20 protein-coding genes are annotated in these 19,974 nt (G+C 41.4%); 6 read left to right on the forward strand and 14 right to left on the reverse strand.

From position 1 onward, the window contains the following. Positions 1-13 precede the first annotated feature (13 nt). Positions 14-220, reverse strand: a complete 207-nt coding sequence (locus JS40_RS13390) for a hypothetical protein (protein WP_034261360.1) — start codon at positions 218-220, stop codon at positions 14-16. Positions 221-310: 90 nt separating this feature from the next. Between JS40_RS13390 and JS40_RS13395 the strand changes: the two genes are divergently transcribed. After that, complete coding sequence (locus JS40_RS13395; RefSeq protein ID WP_034261362.1) at positions 311-928, forward strand: fasciclin domain-containing protein; 618 nt, start codon at positions 311-313, stop codon at positions 926-928. Here the strand turns inward: JS40_RS13395 and murB are convergent. After that, entirely contained in the window at positions 925-1,938 is a 1,014-nt protein-coding gene (gene murB / locus JS40_RS13400; RefSeq protein WP_034261364.1) for a UDP-N-acetylmuramate dehydrogenase, read from the reverse strand. The genes JS40_RS13395 and murB overlap by 4 nt on opposite strands. Beyond that, entirely contained in the window at positions 1,938-3,128 is a 1,191-nt protein-coding gene (locus JS40_RS13405; RefSeq protein WP_034261365.1) for a pyridoxal phosphate-dependent aminotransferase, read from the reverse strand. The genes murB and JS40_RS13405 overlap by 1 nt, the downstream gene beginning before the upstream one ends. Before the next feature lie 94 nt (positions 3,129-3,222). Here JS40_RS13405 and JS40_RS13410 point away from each other — a divergent pair, with 94 nt between their 5' ends. Further along, complete coding sequence (locus JS40_RS13410; protein WP_160172977.1) at positions 3,223-4,575, forward strand: aspartyl protease family protein; 1,353 nt, start codon at positions 3,223-3,225, stop codon at positions 4,573-4,575. Positions 4,576-4,626: 51 nt separating this feature from the next. On the opposite strand, the gene JS40_RS13415 is transcribed toward JS40_RS13410, so the two are convergent. Beyond that, positions 4,627-5,022, reverse strand: a complete 396-nt coding sequence (locus tag JS40_RS13415) for a DUF1573 domain-containing protein (RefSeq protein ID WP_034261367.1) — start codon at positions 5,020-5,022, stop codon at positions 4,627-4,629. 126 nt (positions 5,023-5,148) lie between these two features. Here JS40_RS13415 and JS40_RS13420 point away from each other — a divergent pair, with 126 nt between their 5' ends. After that, positions 5,149-7,779 (forward strand): valine--tRNA ligase, encoded by a 2,631-nt coding sequence (locus JS40_RS13420; RefSeq protein ID WP_034261368.1) that lies wholly within the window; start codon positions 5,149-5,151, stop codon positions 7,777-7,779. An 88-nt stretch (positions 7,780-7,867) separates the two neighbouring features. Here JS40_RS13420 and JS40_RS13425 read toward each other — a convergent pair whose 3' ends face one another. The 6 genes from JS40_RS13425 to rsfS all read right to left on the reverse strand — a co-directional run bounded on the left by JS40_RS13425 (position 7,868) and on the right by rsfS (position 12,624). After that, positions 7,868-8,134, reverse strand: a complete 267-nt coding sequence (locus tag JS40_RS13425) for an acyl-CoA-binding protein (RefSeq protein WP_034261370.1) — start codon at positions 8,132-8,134, stop codon at positions 7,868-7,870. Then, positions 8,131-8,781, reverse strand: coding sequence for a phosphatidylserine decarboxylase family protein (locus tag JS40_RS13430; RefSeq protein WP_034261372.1), 651 nt, complete (start codon positions 8,779-8,781; stop codon positions 8,131-8,133). The genes JS40_RS13425 and JS40_RS13430 overlap by 4 nt, the downstream gene beginning before the upstream one ends. After that, positions 8,771-9,574, reverse strand: coding sequence for a phosphatidate cytidylyltransferase (locus JS40_RS13435; protein WP_034261374.1), 804 nt, complete (start codon positions 9,572-9,574; stop codon positions 8,771-8,773). The genes JS40_RS13430 and JS40_RS13435 overlap by 11 nt, the downstream gene beginning before the upstream one ends. A gap of 3 nt (positions 9,575-9,577) precedes the next feature. Then, a complete protein-coding gene (locus JS40_RS13440; protein WP_034261376.1) occupies positions 9,578-10,180 on the reverse strand; it encodes an LUD domain-containing protein in 603 nt (200 codons plus the stop codon). A 113-nt stretch (positions 10,181-10,293) separates the two neighbouring features. Next, positions 10,294-12,237: an ATP-dependent zinc metalloprotease FtsH gene (ftsH, locus tag JS40_RS13445; protein WP_034261378.1), complete on the reverse strand. Its 1,944-nt coding sequence runs from the start codon at positions 12,235-12,237 to the stop codon at positions 10,294-10,296. Positions 12,238-12,252: 15 nt separating this feature from the next. Next, positions 12,253-12,624 carry a ribosome silencing factor gene (gene rsfS / locus JS40_RS13450; RefSeq protein WP_034261379.1) on the reverse strand — a complete coding sequence of 124 codons (372 nt, stop codon included), beginning with the start codon at positions 12,622-12,624 and terminating at the stop codon, positions 12,253-12,255. Positions 12,625-12,709: 85 nt separating this feature from the next. On the opposite strand from rsfS, the gene JS40_RS13455 reads away from it, so the two are divergent. After that, positions 12,710-13,441, forward strand: a complete 732-nt coding sequence (locus tag JS40_RS13455) for a biotin--[acetyl-CoA-carboxylase] ligase (protein WP_034261381.1) — start codon at positions 12,710-12,712, stop codon at positions 13,439-13,441. Here the strand turns inward: JS40_RS13455 and JS40_RS13460 are convergent. Both JS40_RS13460 and pyrE read right to left on the reverse strand, forming a co-directional pair. Next, entirely contained in the window at positions 13,438-13,830 is a 393-nt protein-coding gene (locus tag JS40_RS13460; RefSeq protein WP_034261383.1) for a hypothetical protein, read from the reverse strand. The two genes, JS40_RS13455 and JS40_RS13460, sit on opposite strands and share 4 nt — an antisense overlap. Before the next feature lie 36 nt (positions 13,831-13,866). Further along, on the reverse strand, positions 13,867-14,535 hold the full coding sequence (gene pyrE / locus JS40_RS13465) for an orotate phosphoribosyltransferase (protein ID WP_034261385.1): 669 nt from the start codon (positions 14,533-14,535) through the stop codon (positions 13,867-13,869). 7 nt (positions 14,536-14,542) lie between these two features. Between pyrE and JS40_RS13470 the strand changes: the two genes are divergently transcribed. Next, on the forward strand, positions 14,543-15,172 hold the full coding sequence (locus JS40_RS13470) for an NUDIX hydrolase (RefSeq protein WP_034261387.1): 630 nt from the start codon (positions 14,543-14,545) through the stop codon (positions 15,170-15,172). Here the strand turns inward: JS40_RS13470 and JS40_RS13475 are convergent. After that, positions 15,134-16,879 carry a M14 family metallopeptidase gene (locus tag JS40_RS13475; protein WP_034261388.1) on the reverse strand — a complete coding sequence of 582 codons (1,746 nt, stop codon included), beginning with the start codon at positions 16,877-16,879 and terminating at the stop codon, positions 15,134-15,136. The genes JS40_RS13470 and JS40_RS13475 overlap by 39 nt on opposite strands. A 146-nt stretch (positions 16,880-17,025) precedes the next feature. Between JS40_RS13475 and JS40_RS13480 the strand changes: the two genes are divergently transcribed. Further along, positions 17,026-17,895: a T9SS type A sorting domain-containing protein gene (locus JS40_RS13480; protein WP_034261389.1), complete on the forward strand. Its 870-nt coding sequence runs from the start codon at positions 17,026-17,028 to the stop codon at positions 17,893-17,895. A 175-nt stretch (positions 17,896-18,070) separates the two neighbouring features. Here the strand turns inward: JS40_RS13480 and rho are convergent, their stop codons facing one another. Further along, positions 18,071-19,834: a transcription termination factor Rho gene (gene rho / locus JS40_RS13485; protein WP_034261390.1), complete on the reverse strand. Its 1,764-nt coding sequence runs from the start codon at positions 19,832-19,834 to the stop codon at positions 18,071-18,073. Positions 19,835-19,974: the final 140 nt, after the last annotated feature.

Raw genomic sequence — 19,974 nt, forward strand, 5'->3', positions numbered from 1 at the left:
GACCGTCCTCTAGTTATTGCTTGTGAGGTGTCTCGGTGCAGTTCTCAAACTGGTCCGGAGTCTTCCCGCAAAAGCCACAACTTTCGCCTTCTTTATTCAAAAAAGGACTTTGACTCGCACAGGTGCCTGCAAATTTGCCATCTTTTTTCGCCCACAATTTTATGGCGATTCCCCCGATAGCTAAGAATAATAAAATTAAGGTGATCACTAAAAGTTCCATAGAGCAATTTTAAAGCACAAAAGTACAATCTTTCTTGGTCATGTGTGCGTAATTTGATTATTTTTAGCACAAATTTGAAGCCAAAAAAGTATGAAAAATATGTACCCATTTCTTTCGCTATTGCTTGTTTTCCTCACGCTTTTAAGTTGTAAGAGCGATACCAAGGAAGCTACAGGAGATACTTCAGAGGAAGCCACACAGGTTGTTTCCGAAAAACCGGTAGTAAAGGAAAGAAAGATCCCTACAGAAGCTGAAAAAAAGCAAGCAAAAAGTGTCTTGAGCAAATTGATGGTCACACCAGAGCTAAAAGCCTTTACCAGCTTTTTGGTGAGCGCCCAATTGACCGATCTGGTAATGAAAGATGAAGGTCCTTATACCATCTTGGCTCCTACCAATGAAGCATTTGATAACTTGGAAGAAAGTGTCCGCAATGGATTTTTGCGTAGAGAAAACAAAGAACAACTCACGGCGGTCTTGAGAAACCATATTGTAAGTGGGTCGTTGGATTCGGCGACCTTATTTCAGAATAGTAAGAACGGCAACTATACCCTCACCACTTTGAACGGAGAAACTCTTACCGTAACAAAAGAAGGGAATGATATTGTGATCACTGCTGCTTCAGGGGTAAAAGCGAAAATTGGGAAAAGTGATATTCAAGGTTCGAACGGCGTGGTTCACATTGTGGACGCTGTCTTCGTGTCCAACTAAAATACATTCACTTCGGGTTCTATGTAGATCCCGAATTTTTGTTTCACTTCCCGCTGTATTTTTAGTGCAAGTTCCCAGATCTCATGACCGGTGGCATCACCGTGATTCACGAGAACCAGTGCCTGATGTTCATGGACACCTGCATCCCCATAACGTTTCCCCTTAAATCCTGCTTTTTCGATCAACCAACCGGCCGGAATTTTAAATTGTGTAGGAGATACTTCGTAAAAAGGCGCTTCAGGAAACGCAAGGCGAAATTTCTTAAAAGTTTCTGAGTCGACAATAGGATTTTTAAAGAAACTACCGCTATTTCCCAAAATTTTAGGGTCGGGGAGTTTTGATCGTCGAATGGCTATCACTGCTTCCGAAACATCTGCAATGGTGGGGTCTGTACTGTTATTCTCAGCTAATACTTCTTTGATTGCTCCATAAGAGGTATGCAACAAATGATCTCTTTTAGTGAGAGAGAATGTCACACTGGTAATAATATAGTTCCCCTTTAATGTTGTTTTGAAGATAGAATCCCTGTATCCAAAGGCACAAGCCGCTTTGTCAAATATTTTTATTTCGCCCGTTGCAACTTCTACTGCCGTACACGATTGGAACACATCTTTCAATTCCACACCATACGCCCCGATATTCTGGATAGGAGCCGTGCCTACATTTCCGGGAATAAGAGAGAGGTTCTCCACGCCGCCGTAGTTATGCGAGATACAGTACATCACGAAATCATGCCAGTTCTCGCCGGCCATTACTTTTAGCGTAATTCGATCTTCATCTTCTGTAACGACCTCAATACCTTTTAGGTTTATATGCAGCACCAAGGCATCGATATCTTTGGTGAGCAGCATGTTACTGCCGCCACCCAGCACGAACAACGTTTTATCACCGTGTATCTTTAGTACTTCAATTAATTCTGAAACAGAGGTGACCTCTATAAAATATCTGGCTTTAGCGGCAATTCCGAAGCTATTGTGGTGTTTCAGTGATGTATACTCTTCAAGATGCATTAATCGTTGTATTCTTCTAAGGCAACTTTAAGGATCTCAACAGACCGGATAAGACTTTCTTTCCGAAGCACATAGGCAATGCGCACCTGATTAAGACCTACTCCCGGACTTGAATAAAAGCCCGCTGCAGGAGCCACCATTACAGTTTCTCCGTTGTGATCGAACGATTCCAGCAACCATTGGGCGAACGCATCGCTGTTTTTTACAGGAAGTTCCACAATACAATAAAAAGCACCCTTTGGCTCTCCCACTTTTACGCCGGGGATCTCTTTAAGGCTTTTCACTAGGATATCACGCCGTTCTTGATATTCGGAAATGACCTCATCGAAATAGCTTTGTGGTGTAAGCAATGCAGCTTCACTGGCAATTTGAGCGAAGGTAGGCGGGCTGAGCCGCGCTTGCGCAAACTTAAGGGCGGTTTTAATAACCTCTTTGTTCTTCGAGACCAGACACCCAATGCGGGCTCCGCACATACTGTAACGCTTAGAGACAGAGTCGATAAGAATCCCGTTCTCTGCCATGCCGGGCTCCTCAAGAATCGAGTAATGCTTAGAGCCGTCGTACGTGAATTCACGGTACACCTCGTCTGCCACCAAAAACAGATCGTGTTTTTTCACCATAGCCGCCAGCATCTTAATTTCTTCTTTGGAATATAGATACCCTGTGGGATTTCCGGGGTTACAGATTAAAATAGCTTTGGTCTTAGGAGTGATTAATTTTTCAAATTCTGAAATAGGGGGTAATGCAAAATTGTTCTCTATCTTCGAGATCACAGGCACGATAGTTACTCCTGAAGCCGTGGCAAAACCGTTATAATTTGCATAAAAGGGTTCGGGTATAATGATCTCATCACCAACATCGGCGATGCTTCCCATAGCAAACAACAATGCTTCGCTACCCCCTGTAGTAACAACAATATCATTTGCTTCCACAGGAATGTTCAACTCGTTGTAATAGTTTGCGATCTTTTTCCGGTATTCTTCAGAACCTTCAGAACGGGTGTATGCCAATACTTCCAAATGATGATTTGCTACAGCATCCATGGCGATCTGTGGCGATTTTATATCCGGCTGACCAATATTGAGATGATATACTGTTTTCTTGTCTTTATAGGCCTTTTCGGCATAAGGAACCAATTTACGTATAGGTGATTCCGGCATATTCTTTCCCTTGTTGGATACTGAAGGCATAGCGATGAAGTTTAAAGGCAAAGTTCCGAAATATATTTAAGATTCCCATGCTGCCGGGAGCATGTTTCATCAAATTTTTATATCTTCAATACTGTTGAAAACCTTTTCCAAAATACGCATCCTGTCCCTTATTGTGGGAATTTTAATTGCGCTGCCTGCATCTATGGTAGGGCAAGATGGCTTTGCATTGCCGGATGGAACTACTAAGGATAAGATCGATTTTGAATTGGTGAACAACTTGGTGGTGGTTCCTGTCACCATCAATGGGACCGAGTTCTCCTTTTTACTCGATACGGGTGTTAATACTACTATACTGTTTGGACTTTCGCAAGAAGATACCCTTCAGCTTAATAATGCAAGTACTATCCGAATTAGAGGCTTGGGTGAAGGAGGAAGTATAGAAGCTTTAAAAACCGAGAACAATAAAGTAACCATTGGAAATGCTATAGATGAAGACCATACCATTTATGTGATCTTCGAACAATCTTTGAATCTCTCACCCCGAATGGGATTACCCATTCACGGCATTATTGGATACGACTTTTTTAAGAGGTTTATTGTAAAGACCGACTATACCCGAAAAAGACTTACCATCTATGATCCTGAGCAACATACGCTAAAAGTATGTAAGCGGTGTAGTGTTTTAGAATTATCCATGTATGAGAATCGCCCTTATGTTGATATAGAGGTCTTTAAAAATGGTAGCCCGATATCCACAACTATGTTGTTGGACTCAGGATCGAGTGATGCTATTTGGTTGTTTGATGAAACAATAGGAATAACTGAGTCGCCTAAGAATTATTTTATCGATTTTCTTGGTTTAGGGTTGAGTGGAAATATATTCGGAAAGCGATCAAAACTTGAAGAGATATCATTTTCGGATTTTACTATAAAGGATGTAAATGTGTCTTATCCTAGCCTGGAAGCTCTTAATGATATTAACTTTTATAAGGATCGAAAGGGAAGTATAGGAGGCGATTTATTAAGAAGATTTACAGTTACGATTGATTATGCATCTAAGCGGTTGCTTCTAAAAAAGAATTCAACATTTAACGATAAGTTCCATTATAATATGAGCGGCTTAACTGTAGAGCATGAAGGAATTTCAGTGATACGAGAAGAAAGAAAGGTGGACAATTCAAAAGGAGGCGCTAGTATATCTGTGGAGAACGATGGTTCATTTCAAATAAACTATAGAACTGTCTTCGACTTTATTCTTGTTCCGCGCTATATCGTTGCCGAACTTCGGGAGGATTCCCCGGCGGCATTAGCGGGTGTCGAAAAGAATGACGAGATCATTTCTATTAACGGGAGGCCGGCTTATAAGTATAAATTATACGAAATCGTTGCCCTCTTTAGTTCTGAGGAAGGCAAGCGTATAAAACTTCAGATTGAACGAAACGGTGTGAAGTTTATAAAAAAATTCGATCTTAAAGAGGTGCTATAAAAAAACCGTCCGCATTGGTGCGGACGGTTCAGTATAAAATAATCAATATAATTATTCTGTTTTTTCGAGAACGCTTTTTCCTTCATCCAAAACCTCTCCCTTAATCTTAAGGGCTTTAATAGGTTCATCGGCGTTAGAATAAACGGTAACGGTCTTTCTTATAGGACCCACTCGATTGGTATCATATTTTACTTGAATAGTGCTGCTTTCTCCCGGGGCTACTGGGCCATCCGGTTTTTTAGGAACAGTACATCCACAACTGGATTTCACATCTGAAATGATAAGGGGAGCATTTCCGGTATTTGTAAATTCAAATACGCGTACTCCATCACTTCCTTTCGCAATTTCACCATAGTCTATTGTGTCAGTTTTAAAGCTGATCTTCGCTTGCGCTTGAGCACTAAAACTCACTAAAGCAACAATGGCTATAAGTACTAATTTCTTCATAATTTCTATAATTTTGAATAGCTAAAGTAAGTATCTTTCTTACAAACTGCAAAATAAGTTATTCACTTTTGTAATCTTGCAGATATAACTACTTTTGCATACTATATTTCAAAAATCAGACCAAACATGGGATTAGAGGCAAAATATAATGCTCAAACAGTTGAAGATCGTTGGTATAGCTACTGGATGGAGCATAACTATTTTCATAGTGAAGTAGATGATAGGGAGCCGTACACTATCGTCATCCCACCCCCAAACGTAACCGGTGTACTGCACATGGGCCATATGTTGAACAATACGTTACAAGACGTGTTGATTCGAAGAGCGCGTTTAAAGGGATATAACGCCTGCTGGGTGCCGGGGACAGATCATGCTTCTATCGCTACAGAGGCGAAGGTAGTGGCTAAACTGCAACAGCAAGGTATCCATAAATCTGATCTTACCCGTGATGAATTTTTGAAACATGCCTGGGAGTGGACGCATACACATGGAGGTATTATCCTTGAGCAATTAAAGAAACTGGGAGCATCCTGCGACTGGGAACGTACCAAATTTACCATGGATGACGATATGTCAGCCTCTGTTATTAAAGTTTTCGTCGACCTTTACAATAAAGGGCATATCTACCGGGGGTATCGAATGGTAAACTGGGATCCGCAAGCAAAGACCACCTTGTCGGATGAAGAAGTGAATTACGAAGAGAAACAAGGAAATCTATATTATCTTAATTATAGGATCGATGGCAGTGACGAATTTTTAACGATCGCAACTACCAGACCTGAAACCATTTTGGGTGACACCGCCATTTGTATCAACCCAAATGACGAGCGTTTTTCTCATTTAAAAGGTAAAAAAGCCGTGGTCCCTATTTGTAATAGGATAATCCCTATTATTGAAGATGATTATGTTGACATTGAATTTGGGACGGGTTGCTTGAAAGTGACGCCGGCACATGACGAGAATGACAAGATGCTGGGGGATAAACACGATTTGGAAGTGATCGATATTTTAAACGACGACGGGAGTTTAAATCAATACGGACTGCATTACGAAGGAAAGGACCGCTTTGTTGCCAGAAAGGAAATAGTGAACGAACTTGAGACCATGGGCGTGCTGTTAAAGACCGAGCAACATACCCATAAGGTGGGTACCAGCGAGCGTACCGGTGCTGTAATCGAACCTAAACTGAGCGACCAATGGTTCTTAAAAATGAAAGAATTGGCGCAGCCCGCGTTAGATGCGGTGCTTGAAAAAGATGTTCATTTAGTTCCCGAAAAGTTCGTCAACACCTATCGTCACTGGATGGAAAACGTCCGCGATTGGAATATTTCGCGGCAGTTATGGTGGGGGCAACAGATACCTGCCTATTATTATGGTGCCGGGAAGAACGATTTTGTAGTGGCAGAGACCCTGGAAGATGCTCTTGTAGAAGCACGAAAAAAATCGGGGAACAATACTCTTAATATAGCAGATCTTACGCAGGATCCGGACGCCTTAGATACTTGGTTCTCATCATGGTTATGGCCCATTAGTGTCTTTGGGGGAATTTTAGAACCGGACAATAAGGAGATCAATTATTATTACCCTACAAACGATCTGGTCACCGCACCAGAGATCCTTTTCTTTTGGGTAGCTCGAATGATTATTGCCGGGTACGAATATAGAAATGAGAAACCATTTACCAATGTCTATCTTACAGGGATCGTGCGGGATAAGCAGCGCAGAAAGATGAGCAAATCGCTGGGTAATTCTCCGGATCCTATTGAGCTTATGGACAAATACGGTGCCGATGGGGTGCGAGTAGGAATGCTTCTAAGTTCTCCCGCCGGAAACGACCTAATGTTCGACGAAGATCTCTGTAAACAGGGAAGTGGATTTGTAACTAAGATATGGAATGCATATCGGTTGATCGATGGTTGGGATGTTTCAGACACACAAGCTCCTACCGAAACAGCAACGATCGCTATAGATTGGTATCGGGCAAAATTTCAGAAGACATTGGTCGAGATCGAGGACCATTTTAATAAATATCGTATAAGCGACGCGCTCATGGCCACCTATAAATTAATATGGGATGACTTCTGTTCGTGGTTCTTGGAAATGGTCAAGCCGGGGTACGGAGATCCTATTGCGGCATCGACTCGTAAGGAGGTGATCGCGATCTTGGAAGATAATTTAAAGATCCTACACCCCTTCGTTCCGTTTATTTCTGAAGAGATCTGGCAACATATTACAAAGCGTAGTCCAGAAGAGGCCCTTATTATAGCATCTTGGCCTCAAGAAACGAGAACATCCGAAAAACTGATCGCAGATTTTGGGATTGCTTCGGAAGTGATCTCGGGTGTACGAACAATTAGGAAGGAGAAGAATATTTCATTTAGGGATAGTATTTCTTTGTGGGTGATAAATAACGAAGGTCAATCTAAGGATTTCGATTCTGTTATTCAAAAACTGGGGAATATTTCAGAATTAAAATACACTTCTGAAGCGATAGAGGGCGCCCTTACGTTTCGCGTAAAATCCAATGAATACTTTATTCCTATTGCCGGAGCCATTGACGTGGATGAAGAAATTGAAAAACTACAACAAGAATTGAAATATACCGAAGGTTTCTTAAAGAGTGTTCAAGGAAAGTTGAAGAACGAACGATTTGTAAGCGGTGCTCCCGCACAGGTCGTGGCCATGGAAAAACAAAAAGAAGCCGATGCGATCGCTAAGATCGAGACACTAAAAACTTCGCTCGCCAGCTTAAAGTAAAGGGAACTGTAGCGTTCAACGGAAGTTTTGAAAGGTTGTACGAGATATTTTTCTTAAACAAAAGCAGGGGTTCCGGTTTGTTCAATAGCTACTTTCTGTATAAGAAATACTGCTTTACTGCTTCAATGTAGAGCAATTTGGCTTCCTCACTGGAGAGTCCGCGTGTTTGAAAGAGGGCATTGGTCTTAAATGCGCCTATCAACGGATTGTCGCTACTGGGCTGGTCTTGAGAGTTGGTCGCACGTTTATAGTAAGCATAGAGCTTCAATAGAACATCGGCAGGGAATGGTTCTGTGTGGTTATTGATACTTTCCACCGCACGTTCAAAGGCACTATTTAATTCTTCGGGGGTCATTTTGAAGCCAATACAGTCAATCCACCTTTCACTTTTGCGTGGAGCTTTACCTCTATTTTTGTGTCTAATGGCAGGAACACATCTACTCGAGAACCGAACTTGATAAAGCCACTGTCGTCTGTTTGCCGGATCTCCTGTCCTTCCTGGGCATAATTCACAATGCGTTTTGCCATGGCGCCGGCGATCTGTCTATGCAATACAGGGCCAAATTCTTCACTATCTACTACCACAGTGGTTCTTTCGTTCTCTTCGGAAGATTTTGGATGCCAGGCCACGAGATATTTTCCGGGATGGTATTTGCTGTAGATCACTTTTCCTCCCACAGGATAACGGGTGACATGTACATTGATGGGGGACATAAAGACCGAAACTTGAAGGCGTTTGTCTTTAAAATATTCTTTTTCGAACACTTCTTCGATCACTACTACTTTTCCATCGACCGGTGAGAGTACCAGTGCTGTATCTGGGGTGAACTTCCGCTTCGGATTTCTAAAAAACTGTAAGATCAATGCGAGCAATACCAACAATGTAATGATGATCACTGCTTTCACGGTGGTATTTTCAGTAAAAAAATGCGCCGTGAGGCTAAGAACCACACATAGAAAAAATGCGACTAAAATAATTTTATGTCCTTCCTTATGAAACATAGGCTGTAATTTCTAAAAAAGCATATACAAACGGGCTTGCAAAAATAATACTATCCAATCGGTCGTAAAGCCCGCCGTGCCCCGGCATTAGAATACCACTATCCTTTACGCCGGCCTGACGCTTGAATTTGGATTGTATAAGATCTCCTATGGTGCCAAAAACAGTCACGATCACTGCCAAGGTGAACCAAGTGGCGAGATCAAATAGGTCTGTGTATTTAAAGATAATAAAAGCAGCACAAATCGACCCTACCAGACCTCCCAAAAATCCCTCAACGGTCTTTTTCGGGGAGATGCGTTCCAGCAATTTGATCCTTCCGAAGTTCTTTCCTATTAGATATGCAAAACTGTCGTTGGCCCAGACCAACACAAAGACACCTATAATTACCTTTGGCGTAAATTCTTCATCTCGAAATGGAATTAAGGTCAAGAATACGAAACCACTTATTATATAAAAGATAATAGTTACATACTTCTTTTTCTGAAACATGGGAATCTTATTGACCCAAAGCACATCTTTTAAAAGAAACAGGTTCACAAAGCACGAAAGGATCAAGAACAGATAAACGGCATTGATGTCAAACACCGAATAACTTAAAAAATACAGGGCTGCCGCCAGTAGGAGGTAGGCCAAATAACTCGTGAGATGGACCAATCGTAAAAATTCGTTTAGAGTGATCAAAGCGAGGATAAAAAAGAGTCCCATGAACCATTCGCGCGACGCAAACATAGAAAAGATAATAATCGAAATGTACAAGACACCCGATATGGATCGCACGATAAGTTCCTTCATAGATTATAGGTCTTCCAGTAGCAGCAAATATAGGTTTTTTGTGCTACTTCCATAACTCATGAAGTCCTTTTCTTTTTCGGTTTCAAAGTCCTGAATGGTCGTGATATTGCTGGGAATATGATTCTGACTCTGATTTTTTATTTTACGAAGCCCTTCGCTTATATTTTCCACTAATTGACTTGTGGTTGCGAAGATGATGAAGTTTGAAGGAAGTTCTTTTAGCTTCTTTTCCTTTATCTGATTGGAACTTAGAAGGATAGAGCCATTGTTGGCGACCAGTGATTCGCAGGTAGATAAGAAGAAGGTGGCGTTGGTTTTTTTACTGAAGTTGAGGTTGTAACCGTCAAACCGTGATGTCAATTGATCATTGATACAAAAGACATCCCGTTCGTACCAATCGTTTTCCAGCAGTATGTTATCGAAGGCTTCAGAGACTTCTTCTTGATTTTCACAATACAAGAACTTACCGCCATTTTTATTGAAATTATACGTGAATTTTTCGTCGGTGGGTAATTTCTCCTCGGGATAATATTTGCTCTGGTCAGATTTCTTTGCTTTTTCTTCTGACTTGTAGTTTGGGTTTAAAAGTCTTTTAAATAGACTCATTTACTAGGGGTATTGAGGAGTTTTATTAGGTTATTCTTCAAATATATAAAATCTAAATAGAAGTTTGTATGCCAAAATCTAAAGTTTACCTATAGAAACGAAAAAGTGGCAACCTATGTTGTTGCCACTTTTTCTTCTTCTGTCTTTTCAAAAGGTCTGTCGCCAAAGATTCTTTGAAGATTGTCCTTAAAGATCACTTCTTTTTCCAAAAGTTCATTGGCGAGAAGCGTAAGTTTATCTTTGTTCTTTTCCAATAGATCGATGGCGCGTTGGTATTGTTCTTCAATCATCCTTGAGATTTCCTTATCGATCAACTCTGCCGTTTTCTCACTATACGGTTTAGTAAAACCATATTCGTTTTGACCCGAAGAATCGTAATAGGTTAGGTTTCCTACAGCATCATTAAGGCCGTAGATCGTTACCATGGCACGTGCCTGTTTGGTTACTTTTTCAAGATCACTTAACGCTCCCGTAGAGATTTTTCCGAAGATCACTTTTTCGGCAGCCCGGCCTCCCATGGTAGCACACATTTCATCTAGCATTTGCTCCGGGCGAACGATCAATCGTTCTTCGGGCAAGTACCACGCAGCACCCAGTGATTGTCCTCTGGGCACGATAGTTACCTTAACCAGCGGAGCGGCATGTTCCAACATCCAGCTTACTGTGGCATGACCGGCTTCGTGGAATGCGATCGCTTTTTTCTCTTCAGGAGTGATGATTTTATTTTTCTTTTCAAGCCCACCTACAATTCGGTCTACGGCATCTAGGAAATCTTGCTTGCCCACATATGTTTTTTCTTGTCGAGCGGCTATAAGCGCGGCTTCGTTACAAACATTCGCAATATCGGCTCCGGAAAATCCCGGTGTCTGCTTAGCCAAGAAATCGAGATCCAGCGAATCGTCGATCTTGATAGGACGCAGGTGTACTTCAAAAATTTCCTTGCGTTCTCGAACGTCCGGCAAATCCACGTAAATCTGGCGATCGAACCGGCCAGCACGCATCAAGGCCTTGTCCAGTACATCGGCACGGTTGGTGGCAGCGAGAACTATCACATTGGTATTGGTGCCGAAACCGTCCATTTCGGTAAGTAGTTGGTTGAGCGTATTTTCTCGTTCGTCATTTGAACCGGAGAAATTATTCTTTCCTCTGGCCCTTCCAATGGCGTCGATCTCATCTATAAAGATGATTGCTGGAGATTTTTCTTTTGCTTGCTTAAATAGATCACGAACCCTAGAAGCTCCTACACCTACGAACATCTCCACAAAATCTGATCCCGATAATGAAAAGAATGGCACTTTCGCTTCTCCCGCCACGGCTTTAGCCAATAAGGTCTTACCTGTTCCCGGAGGGCCTACCAATAAGGCTCCTTTTGGGATCTTACCACCTAGGGCGGTATATTTTGCAGGTGTTTTAAGGAAATCTACAATTTCTTGAACTTCTTCTTTAGCACCTTCCAGTCCGGCCACATCCTTGAACGATGTCTTTACATCGGTCTTTTCATCGAATAATTTTGCTTTCGATTTCCCAATATTAAAGATCTGTCCGCCTGCACCGCCTCCGGCACCGGATGACATACGGCGCATGATAAAGATCCAGATACCAATGATTACGATAAACGGCAACAAAGTAAGGAAAAGCTCACCCCACATGTTGCTATCGGTATTCCAAACGATCTGGGTGTCCAGATTGTTCTCTTCTTTGATCTGTTTGATGCTATTCTCAAAATTTTGAAGATCGCCAAACTCAAATTGATACGTAGGATCGTTCGCTCCCGGAGGGAAGATAGCATTTCCATCCTTCTTAGAATGAACTTCTTTGGTCTTGGCTTCTGGAGTTAAATAGACCTTTGCCATCTTTTTGTTGATGATCTCTATCTTTTCAACATCCCCCTGCTTTAAATAAGTCTGGAACTGTGCTTGCGTGGTCTTTGCCGGTTGTGTCCAGCTACTGCCGCCAAAGAACTGAATTCCAAGGAATACGAGAATGATCGCAGCATAGATCCAATAGGCATTGAACCTTGGTTTTTTATTTTCGGGTTTTTTATTTTCTTCTGCCATGAGGCTTCTTTCTTTTTAATAAGTTGTTTCAATTTTAACCGACTTGGCATCGCCCCAAAGCCCTTCAATATCGTAAAATTCGCGAATGTGTTTTTGAAACACATGCACCACGACATGGACATAATCGATCAATACCCATTCGGCATTCTCGCTACCTTCAACGTGCCAGGGTTTTTCTTTTAAGGCTTTACTGGTTAATTTTTGAACGGAATTTACAATCGCATTGACCTGCGTATTGGAGGTACCATCACAGATGATAAAATAGTCGCATACAGTGTTCTCTATTTCGCGAAGGTCGAGAATTTCAATATTCTGGCCTTTAACTTCTTCAATTCCTGAAATAATTTGTGTTACAAGTTGATCTGTTCCTACTTCTTTTTTCGACATTAATACTATTTATTTGCACAAAGTTATTACTTTTTTGTTTCTTGAAACGCTTTGCGAGCGTAACATTAACACAATCTTTTGTGATTTGAAAATAATCAAACTTAGTGCCATTGATTCAACAAATAGCTACCTGAAAGAATTAAGTAAGGATCACGCTGTTGAGGACGGGTTGGTCGTGGTCGCCACGAGGCAAACGCATGGGCGGGGGCAAATGGGATCTCAATGGCTGTCGCAACCGTCGAAAAGCCTTACGTTCAGTATGTTTAAACGACTTGACGGTCTGCCTGCAAAAGAGTCGGCAACGCTGCTTTTTGCAGTTTCTCTGGCAATAAAAGTAGCTTTAGAGCGCTTCGAGATTCCAACACTTTCCATAAAATGGCCAAACGACATTATGTCATACGATAAAAAAATTGGAGGCATCCTTATCGAGAATCAGGTGCAGGGATCGAACATTGCTGGATCGATCATTGGTGTGGGTCTTAATGTAAACAATGAGGCTCTTTCAGAACTCCCGCAAGCATCATCCCTACATCTTATAACCGGAAAGCGATACGATCTGGATACGGTACTAACGGCAGTTGCCGCCGAAATACAGTTACAATTGCAGCAAGTTGCCACAAGCCCTTCAGAAAAAATTCAAGAAGCATATGAAACTAATATGTTCCGTAAAGGTAAGGTTTCGGTGTTCGAAGATGCCTTCAGTAATCGTTTTAACGGCATTATTGTAGGGGTCACCGCCCAAGGGAAGTTAAAGATTTCTATGGAAGACGATTTGGTACAGGAATTCGGACTGAAGGAAATTAAGCTATTGTTCTAGATCGTTTCCAGATTACCGGACAGGGTCTCCAAGAATTTTGAAATCGGGCCTTTGATCATCATGGCCATCATGGGATTGAAATCACCTTCAAAATGTAACTCCGCTTCCGAAGTGGTTTCAGTAACCGGATTGATATGACCTATAAGAGTGAACGGGATCTTGTCGCTCATGGCTCCCAGGACCACTTTGTTTGGCGCATCTACCTCTTTTACTTCCAGAGCGATCTCCGGCATTCCTTTGAGAGCGAACACAAAGGCATCTTCTTTGATCACCTCAAATTTGCTGATACTTTCGGGCATTAGTTGTTCAAAATTTTTCACATCGCTAAGAAAGTCGCACAATTGTGACGCCGATTTTTGAACGATTACTTTTTTACTTTTCAATTCCATAGCAGATTTTTTAGAGGTGATGGTAATAGACAAAAATTATGCCTTTTTGGAAACAGGGGTTGCGGCAGGATCCCAAGTGGAAGGGTCCTTACGCCAAAGACCCAGCAGTTTCGATTCTTTTGCCGAAATATAGCGCGATTTCTCGGCCTGCTTTAAAAGGCTATCGTAATTACTCAAAGTGTGTAAGGAAACATCGGCCTTTGTGAAATTTTCTTCGGCGACTGCAAAACCATAGGTAAAAATGGCCATCATACCCTTTACATTTACATTCGCTTCACGCAATGCTTCTACTGCCAGTAGACTGCTTTTGCCTGTACTTATAAGGTCTTCTATCACCACCACAGTCTGATTTTCGACAACCATGCCTTCGATCTTGTTCTGCCGTCCATGTTGCTTAGCCTCCGGGCGAACATAGCAAAACGGTAAATTCATATAATCTGCCACCAGAGCACCCATTCCAATAGCACCGGTCGCCACTCCGGCGATCATATCCGGGCGTCCGTAGACCTCCTCGATCTGTGTCGCCATATGTTCGCGAATGAAATTTCGAATGGGGGGATAGGAGAGTGTGATTCGGTTGTCGCAATAGATAGGCGATTTCCATCCTGAAGCCCACGTAAAAGGTTTTTGTGGTTGCAATTTAATTGCATTAATTTGCAATAATAATTCAGCCGTTTTTTGTGCTGTTTCTTTATTTAAAATCATAGTGCAAATGTATAAAGTTTTTGTCAATGATATTCCTATAATCCTTTCTACGGAAAAAAAAATAGGGAAACAGTATACAGCCATTCCTCTTAAGTTAGCAAAGTTCAAGAAATTGATCAATGCGATCAATAACGGCGAGCTTACCTATGTGAATCTATATCACAAGAATCCTGAAAAGCTAGAACAATTTCTTCGGAAAAAACTACCCGTAGTAGAGGCCGGCGGCGGAATGGTATTTAATGATAAGAAGGAGATCCTGTTTATTCGGCGTAATAAGAAATGGGATCTTCCGAAGGGAAAAGTAGAAAAAGGCGAAACCTACGAAGAAGCTGCTGTTCGTGAAACCATAGAAGAGACCGGAGTAAAGGATCTTGTGGTAAAGCGTTTTCTTACAAAGACCTATCATGTCTTTAAGCGCAACGAAAAATTTAAATTAAAGGTTACCTATTGGTACGAAATGTACTCTACCTACGATGGCCCTCTGATCCCTGAGCCTTCAGAAGGTATTAAAAAGGTGCGCTGGAAGGATTTTGAAAAAACACAGAAAGCCCTTCAGGATTCCTATGAGAATATCAAGTTGCTTTTTCCGAAGGAATACTTAACCACCCACCCGAACGATAGGATATCGCAGGTGTGATGTTTCGTAATTAGGGGATTGTTTATGGATCCAGTCCAACTGCGCAAACCAATTTGCTGCAAATGCGGGATCTGCCTCTTTTTTAGCTTCAAACTGTTTTTTGATGATAGGATTCTCTTCCAAAAAACTTTTGGCCTTGTCTTCCCATACGTAGGGGGAGAAACCTTCTTTTTGCTGTAAGATGGTATCGAAGAAATTCCAATTGAAAAAGGAATCGGGAGCTTCGGGCTCTAGCGTTTCCAGAATATATCGTATGCCTTTTTGGTCTGTGGTCACTTTGTAGTCTCCTTTGGTCACTTTCACCAATTCGGTTTTGGTTTTCACTTGTGTATTATAATGAAGGTAATGCCCTTCATAGGGGTTTCGAACCGTCTCATAGCTGTCAATATAATAGACTTCCGCCGTTGCGGTTGTATCCTTCGGGATCATGTCGCATTTTATGCCATTCGCACGTAATAGATTCACCACATTGTGGTAGCCTTTAGAAATAATATAATACTGGGGTATGGTAATGGAGTCGGCAGGTTTAAAATGATTGTAATAAGGTACATCCTTCTCAAAAGGCTTGTCCCTGTTGTATTTAAGTCGTTGGGCACCGGTGATCTCACTGGCGATCATTTCGCCTTCGTATCCTTTAAAGGACAAGGTGGATGATTTAGAACTGTCGATTTGCCATTGTATTGGATAAGTATCGCCCACCTGCCAAGCGTTGTTCGCTTGTTCACGCAACTGTTTAATGGTTTGGTGTTCGGCGTCGGCGATCGCTATGAAGCTCTTTAATAGCTCATAGGTGCCCTCCACACGCACTTTGTAAGGTTTTAGCATATGCGTTTCTACCATCATGCCTAAGGTGTTGAAAAGCGCAGCATACCCCGTGGAGTATCTGGGAGCATCCATAAACTGTGTAAACCCGGTATCCGGTGTCTGATTGAATACATTTACGTAAGGTGTGATGTCCCATTCTTTATTCTGAAGGGAATCCTCGAGTTTTGGCATGAAGGACTCGTGGAGGTAATTTCCCAATTCACCACCAAGTTTATTATGTTGTGTGAACAGTTGCGTAAGCACGTATTGGTAGTCGGCACCATTGCTCACATGAGTGTCTATAAAAAGATCGGGATCGACCGTTTTGAAAATATCGATGAATGCCAAAGCATTGCGCGTATCTGCTTTAATAAAATCACGGTTGAGGTCGTAATTGCGAGCGTTTCCTCTAAATCCATAGGATTCCGGGCCGTTCTGGTTGGTGCGGGTGGTGCTATTGCGATTAAGGGCGCCACCAATGTTGTATACGGGAATTACTGCGATGATGGTATGTTGCGGAGCCGGTATTTTTCCTTCGGCAAGATCGCGGAGTAGCAGCATAGAAGCATCGATCCCGTCACTCTCTCCGGGATGAATACCATTATTAATAAGAAGGATGTTTTTATCTTTTTCTGAAGAGAATTCAGATTCAAAAGAGCGGTCCGGGTTAAACGTGATGAGGTGCAATGGTTCACCACTATCGGTCTTATCCATGGTATACATGGCGATTTCAGGATATTTTTCTGAAAGTTGTGTGTAGAATTCAACTACTTCTTGGTAGGTGCTAGTTTCAATGCCTTCCGATTTTTCGAAAACTGTTGTAAAATTAAAGTCATTTGGATCTTTAGATTTCTGACAAGAAATGCTCAAAATAGCTATAAGAAGAAGCGCCGATTTTTTCATTTTGCTAAATAACAAAATTCCAAGTAACTCTACCAACATTCGTAGCTTAAGTCCTTACATACTTAAACTTTTAACAGAAAAAATATGTTTTTATGAATTGCTTTTCTATATTTGTTACTCAATGTTAAACTTTAAATCCAATAATTATGAAAAAAATTACATTAATGGTGGGTGCTTTTTTAGTGGCCCTTTCTGCGCAGGCGCAGACAACATTATCACAAAGTGTTGATCCTGCTACAGTCGATACTGGTGGGGTAGCTTGTTGGGCGAGTGGTACCGGTGAATACCGTGACAACGCCTTTGCAAGAACTTATGACATTAGCTCGTTAGGAATTGTAGGAGACTTTTTAGTTTCTGCTGTTGAGTTTGGTCAAGGAAGTGCGGATGACGGTAAAATGCTTGACGTAAACATTTATACTGTGGACACCGAAACATTAAGTTCTGCAACCTTTACTTTAATTTCTAGTGTTACTGTACCTGTTGGTTCAGCCGGTGACTTAAGTCTTCAGGTTGCGCCGATAGCAGCAAACATTCCAGCCGGAACTATCGCTGCAGTTGAGATCTTTGCTCCGGATGAAGGATCAGTTACTTTCCAGCGTTTCTTTCCAGGTTTTAACTTGGCAGGTCAAAACAATATCGCTTGGTTAAGATCTGACGGAACCGGAACAGGTGGAACTGGAACAGGTTGTGGTATCCCTTACACTAATTCAAACACAATTGTTGCAGACCCACAAGAGTATGTTATCAATTTAGTTGGTGAAGAAGTGTTAGGAGTGAATGACAACATCAACGATATCGCTTCTGTATTTCCAAACCCTGCAAGTGATGTATTGAATGTGAAGATCCCTTCTTCTATCGATGTAACAAGTGCTACACTTTTTGATATCTTAGGAAAAGACACAGGTCTTCAAATGGTAAACGGTACATTCAATATTGCCGGTCTTGCTAAAGGAATTTACATGTTGAATGTAAAAACTTCTGCAGGAACACTTACTCAGAAGATCATTAAGAGATAAGAAATACCTTATGATATAGAAAAGCTTCGCAATTTGCGAAGCTTTTTTTTATGTCTAATTTTTGGATTGATAATGTCATATCGTTCCCATCCTCATTCAAAATATAATAAAAAGTCAGGGCCGGAATTTAATTCCGGCCCTGACTTTTTGTAAGTAAAGAAATCTCTTGGCTTTATTAAGCGTTCATTGAGATCAAGAACTCTTCGTTGTTGCGAGTCTGTTTTACACGCTCGTTAATAAACTCCATTGCTTCCACCGGGTTCATGTCTGCAAGATATTTGCGAAGCACCCACATGCGCTGGATCACATTCTCGTCCAACAGTAGATCGTCTCTACGCGTACTTGAAGAGGTAAGATCGATGGCCGGGAAAATTCTTCGGTTGGAGATCTTTCTATCCAATTGAAGTTCCATGTTACCTGTTCCTTTGAATTCTTCAAAGATCACTTCGTCCATTTTAGAACCTGTTTCAGTAAGAGCCGTCGCGATGATACTTAAAGAACCACCATTCTCAATATTTCTGGCAGCACCAAAGAATCGTTTAGGTTTGTGTAATGCATTTGCATCCACACCACCACTCAATATCTTTCCACTGGCAGGTTGAACCGTATTATAGGCTCTTGCCAAACGTGTAATGGAATCTAATAAGATCACTACATCGTGCCCACATTCTACCAGTCGTTTTGCTTTGTCTATTACAAGATTGGCCACACGAACATGCTCACTGGCTTCCTTATCGAAAGTAGAGGCAACTACTTCACCACTCACATTTCGCTGCATATCTGTAACCTCTTCCGGGCGTTCATCTATCAATAAAATGATCTGATACACCTCCGGGTGATTCGCAGCTATTGCATTTGCAATGTCCTTAAGCAACATGGTCTTACCTGTCTTAGGCTGCGAAACGATCATACCTCGTTGTCCTTTTCCAATAGGAGCGAATAGATCGATAATACGTGTAGAGATCGTACTCTGCTTATCGGCTATATTAAATTTCTCCTGCGGAAATAAAGGTGTTAGGTGCTCGAATGAAACACGATCACGAACTACATTTGGATTTAATCCGTTGATCTTGTTCACCTTTATTAAAGGAAAATACTTTTCACCTTCTTTCGGGGGACGTACTTCTCCTAGAACGGTGTCTCCCGTTTTAAGACCGAACAATCGAATTTGCGATTGGGATACATAAATATCATCCGGCGAAGACAAGTAGTTGTAATCACTCGATCTTAAGAAGCCGTAGCCATCTTGCATGATATCCAACACACCTTCGCTTTCAATAATACTGTCGAACTCAAAATCGGGTTCCTTATATCGATTGCGATTGTCTTTGTTTCCGTTGGACCGACTGTCTTTTGGGTGATTTTGTTTATTCCCGTCCTTTTGATTGCGGTTATCCTTTGAAGCGTTCTGTTGATTCCCGTCCTTTTGGTTTCGGTTATCTTTTGAAGTGCTCTGTTGATTCCCGTCCTTTTGGTTTCGGTTATCTTTTGAAGCGCTCTGTTGATTCCCGTCTTTTTGGTTGCGGTTGTCCTTTGTGTTCTTTTGTTGATTTCCGTCTTTCGATCTGTTAGTGTCCTTTTTATCGGAACCTGAATCGGATTTTTTAGCATCGTCCTTTTGAGATCTGGAATCCTGATCTTTGGAGCGATTCTTTTGATTGCGGTTGTCATTTCGCGATTTGCGATCACGATTCTCTTTTTGAGAAGAAGACGTTGTATCCTTTTTCTCGTTGCTTTCCTTTTTTTCTGAAGTGTCTTTTGAAGCGTTTTCTTCTTGGGTAACAGACTTTACAGCTTTAGGATTTGCTGCTTGGTAATCAAGGATCTGATAGACTAGGTCTAGTTTTTTTAAGCTTCGGTATTTAGGAACACCTAAAGCATTAGCAAGTTCCTGAAGCTCAGGCAACAATTTTGCTTTTAATTCTGAAATTTCAAACATGTAAAAATACTATGATTTTAAATTGATACTAATTTCTTAGATACGTGTAGTTAGCTGAAAAATTATCGAAGACTAAGTAACCGTTATTGAAGTGGTTACGAATTGATACTGCAAGTATACGACAATAAATTAAATTTTAC

The sequence above is a fragment of the Altibacter lentus genome, from assembly GCF_000746845.1.
GTDB lineage: Bacteria > Bacteroidota > Bacteroidia > Flavobacteriales > Flavobacteriaceae > Altibacter > Altibacter lentus.

Excerpts from the sequence above, each read along its gene's own strand:
- JS40_RS13390 (WP_034261360.1), bottom strand. The coding sequence starts at position 220 with ATGGAACTTTTAGTGATCACCTTAATTTTATTATTCTTAGCTATCGGG.
- JS40_RS13395 (WP_034261362.1), top strand. The coding sequence starts at position 311 with ATGAAAAATATGTACCCATTTCTTTCGCTATTGCTTGTTTTCCTCACG.
- murB (WP_034261364.1), bottom strand. The coding sequence starts at position 1,938 with ATGCATCTTGAAGAGTATACATCACTGAAACACCACAATAGCTTCGGA.
- JS40_RS13405 (WP_034261365.1), bottom strand. The coding sequence starts at position 3,128 with ATGCCTTCAGTATCCAACAAGGGAAAGAATATGCCGGAATCACCTATA.
- JS40_RS13415 (WP_034261367.1), bottom strand. The coding sequence starts at position 5,022 with ATGAAGAAATTAGTACTTATAGCCATTGTTGCTTTAGTGAGTTTTAGT.
- JS40_RS13420 (WP_034261368.1), top strand. The coding sequence starts at position 5,149 with ATGGGATTAGAGGCAAAATATAATGCTCAAACAGTTGAAGATCGTTGG.
- JS40_RS13425 (WP_034261370.1), bottom strand. The coding sequence starts at position 8,134 with ATGACCCCCGAAGAATTAAATAGTGCCTTTGAACGTGCGGTGGAAAGT.
- JS40_RS13430 (WP_034261372.1), bottom strand. The coding sequence starts at position 8,781 with ATGTTTCATAAGGAAGGACATAAAATTATTTTAGTCGCATTTTTTCTA.
- JS40_RS13435 (WP_034261374.1), bottom strand. The coding sequence starts at position 9,574 with ATGAAGGAACTTATCGTGCGATCCATATCGGGTGTCTTGTACATTTCG.
- JS40_RS13440 (WP_034261376.1), bottom strand. The coding sequence starts at position 10,180 with ATGAGTCTATTTAAAAGACTTTTAAACCCAAACTACAAGTCAGAAGAA.
- ftsH (WP_034261378.1), bottom strand. The coding sequence starts at position 12,237 with ATGGCAGAAGAAAATAAAAAACCCGAAAATAAAAAACCAAGGTTCAAT.
- rsfS (WP_034261379.1), bottom strand. The coding sequence starts at position 12,624 with ATGTCGAAAAAAGAAGTAGGAACAGATCAACTTGTAACACAAATTATT.
- JS40_RS13460 (WP_034261383.1), bottom strand. The coding sequence starts at position 13,830 with ATGGAATTGAAAAGTAAAAAAGTAATCGTTCAAAAATCGGCGTCACAA.
- pyrE (WP_034261385.1), bottom strand. The coding sequence starts at position 14,535 with ATGATTTTAAATAAAGAAACAGCACAAAAAACGGCTGAATTATTATTG.
- JS40_RS13470 (WP_034261387.1), top strand. The coding sequence starts at position 14,543 with ATGTATAAAGTTTTTGTCAATGATATTCCTATAATCCTTTCTACGGAA.
- JS40_RS13475 (WP_034261388.1), bottom strand. The coding sequence starts at position 16,879 with ATGAAAAAATCGGCGCTTCTTCTTATAGCTATTTTGAGCATTTCTTGT.
- JS40_RS13480 (WP_034261389.1), top strand. The coding sequence starts at position 17,026 with ATGAAAAAAATTACATTAATGGTGGGTGCTTTTTTAGTGGCCCTTTCT.
- rho (WP_034261390.1), bottom strand. The coding sequence starts at position 19,834 with ATGTTTGAAATTTCAGAATTAAAAGCAAAATTGTTGCCTGAGCTTCAG.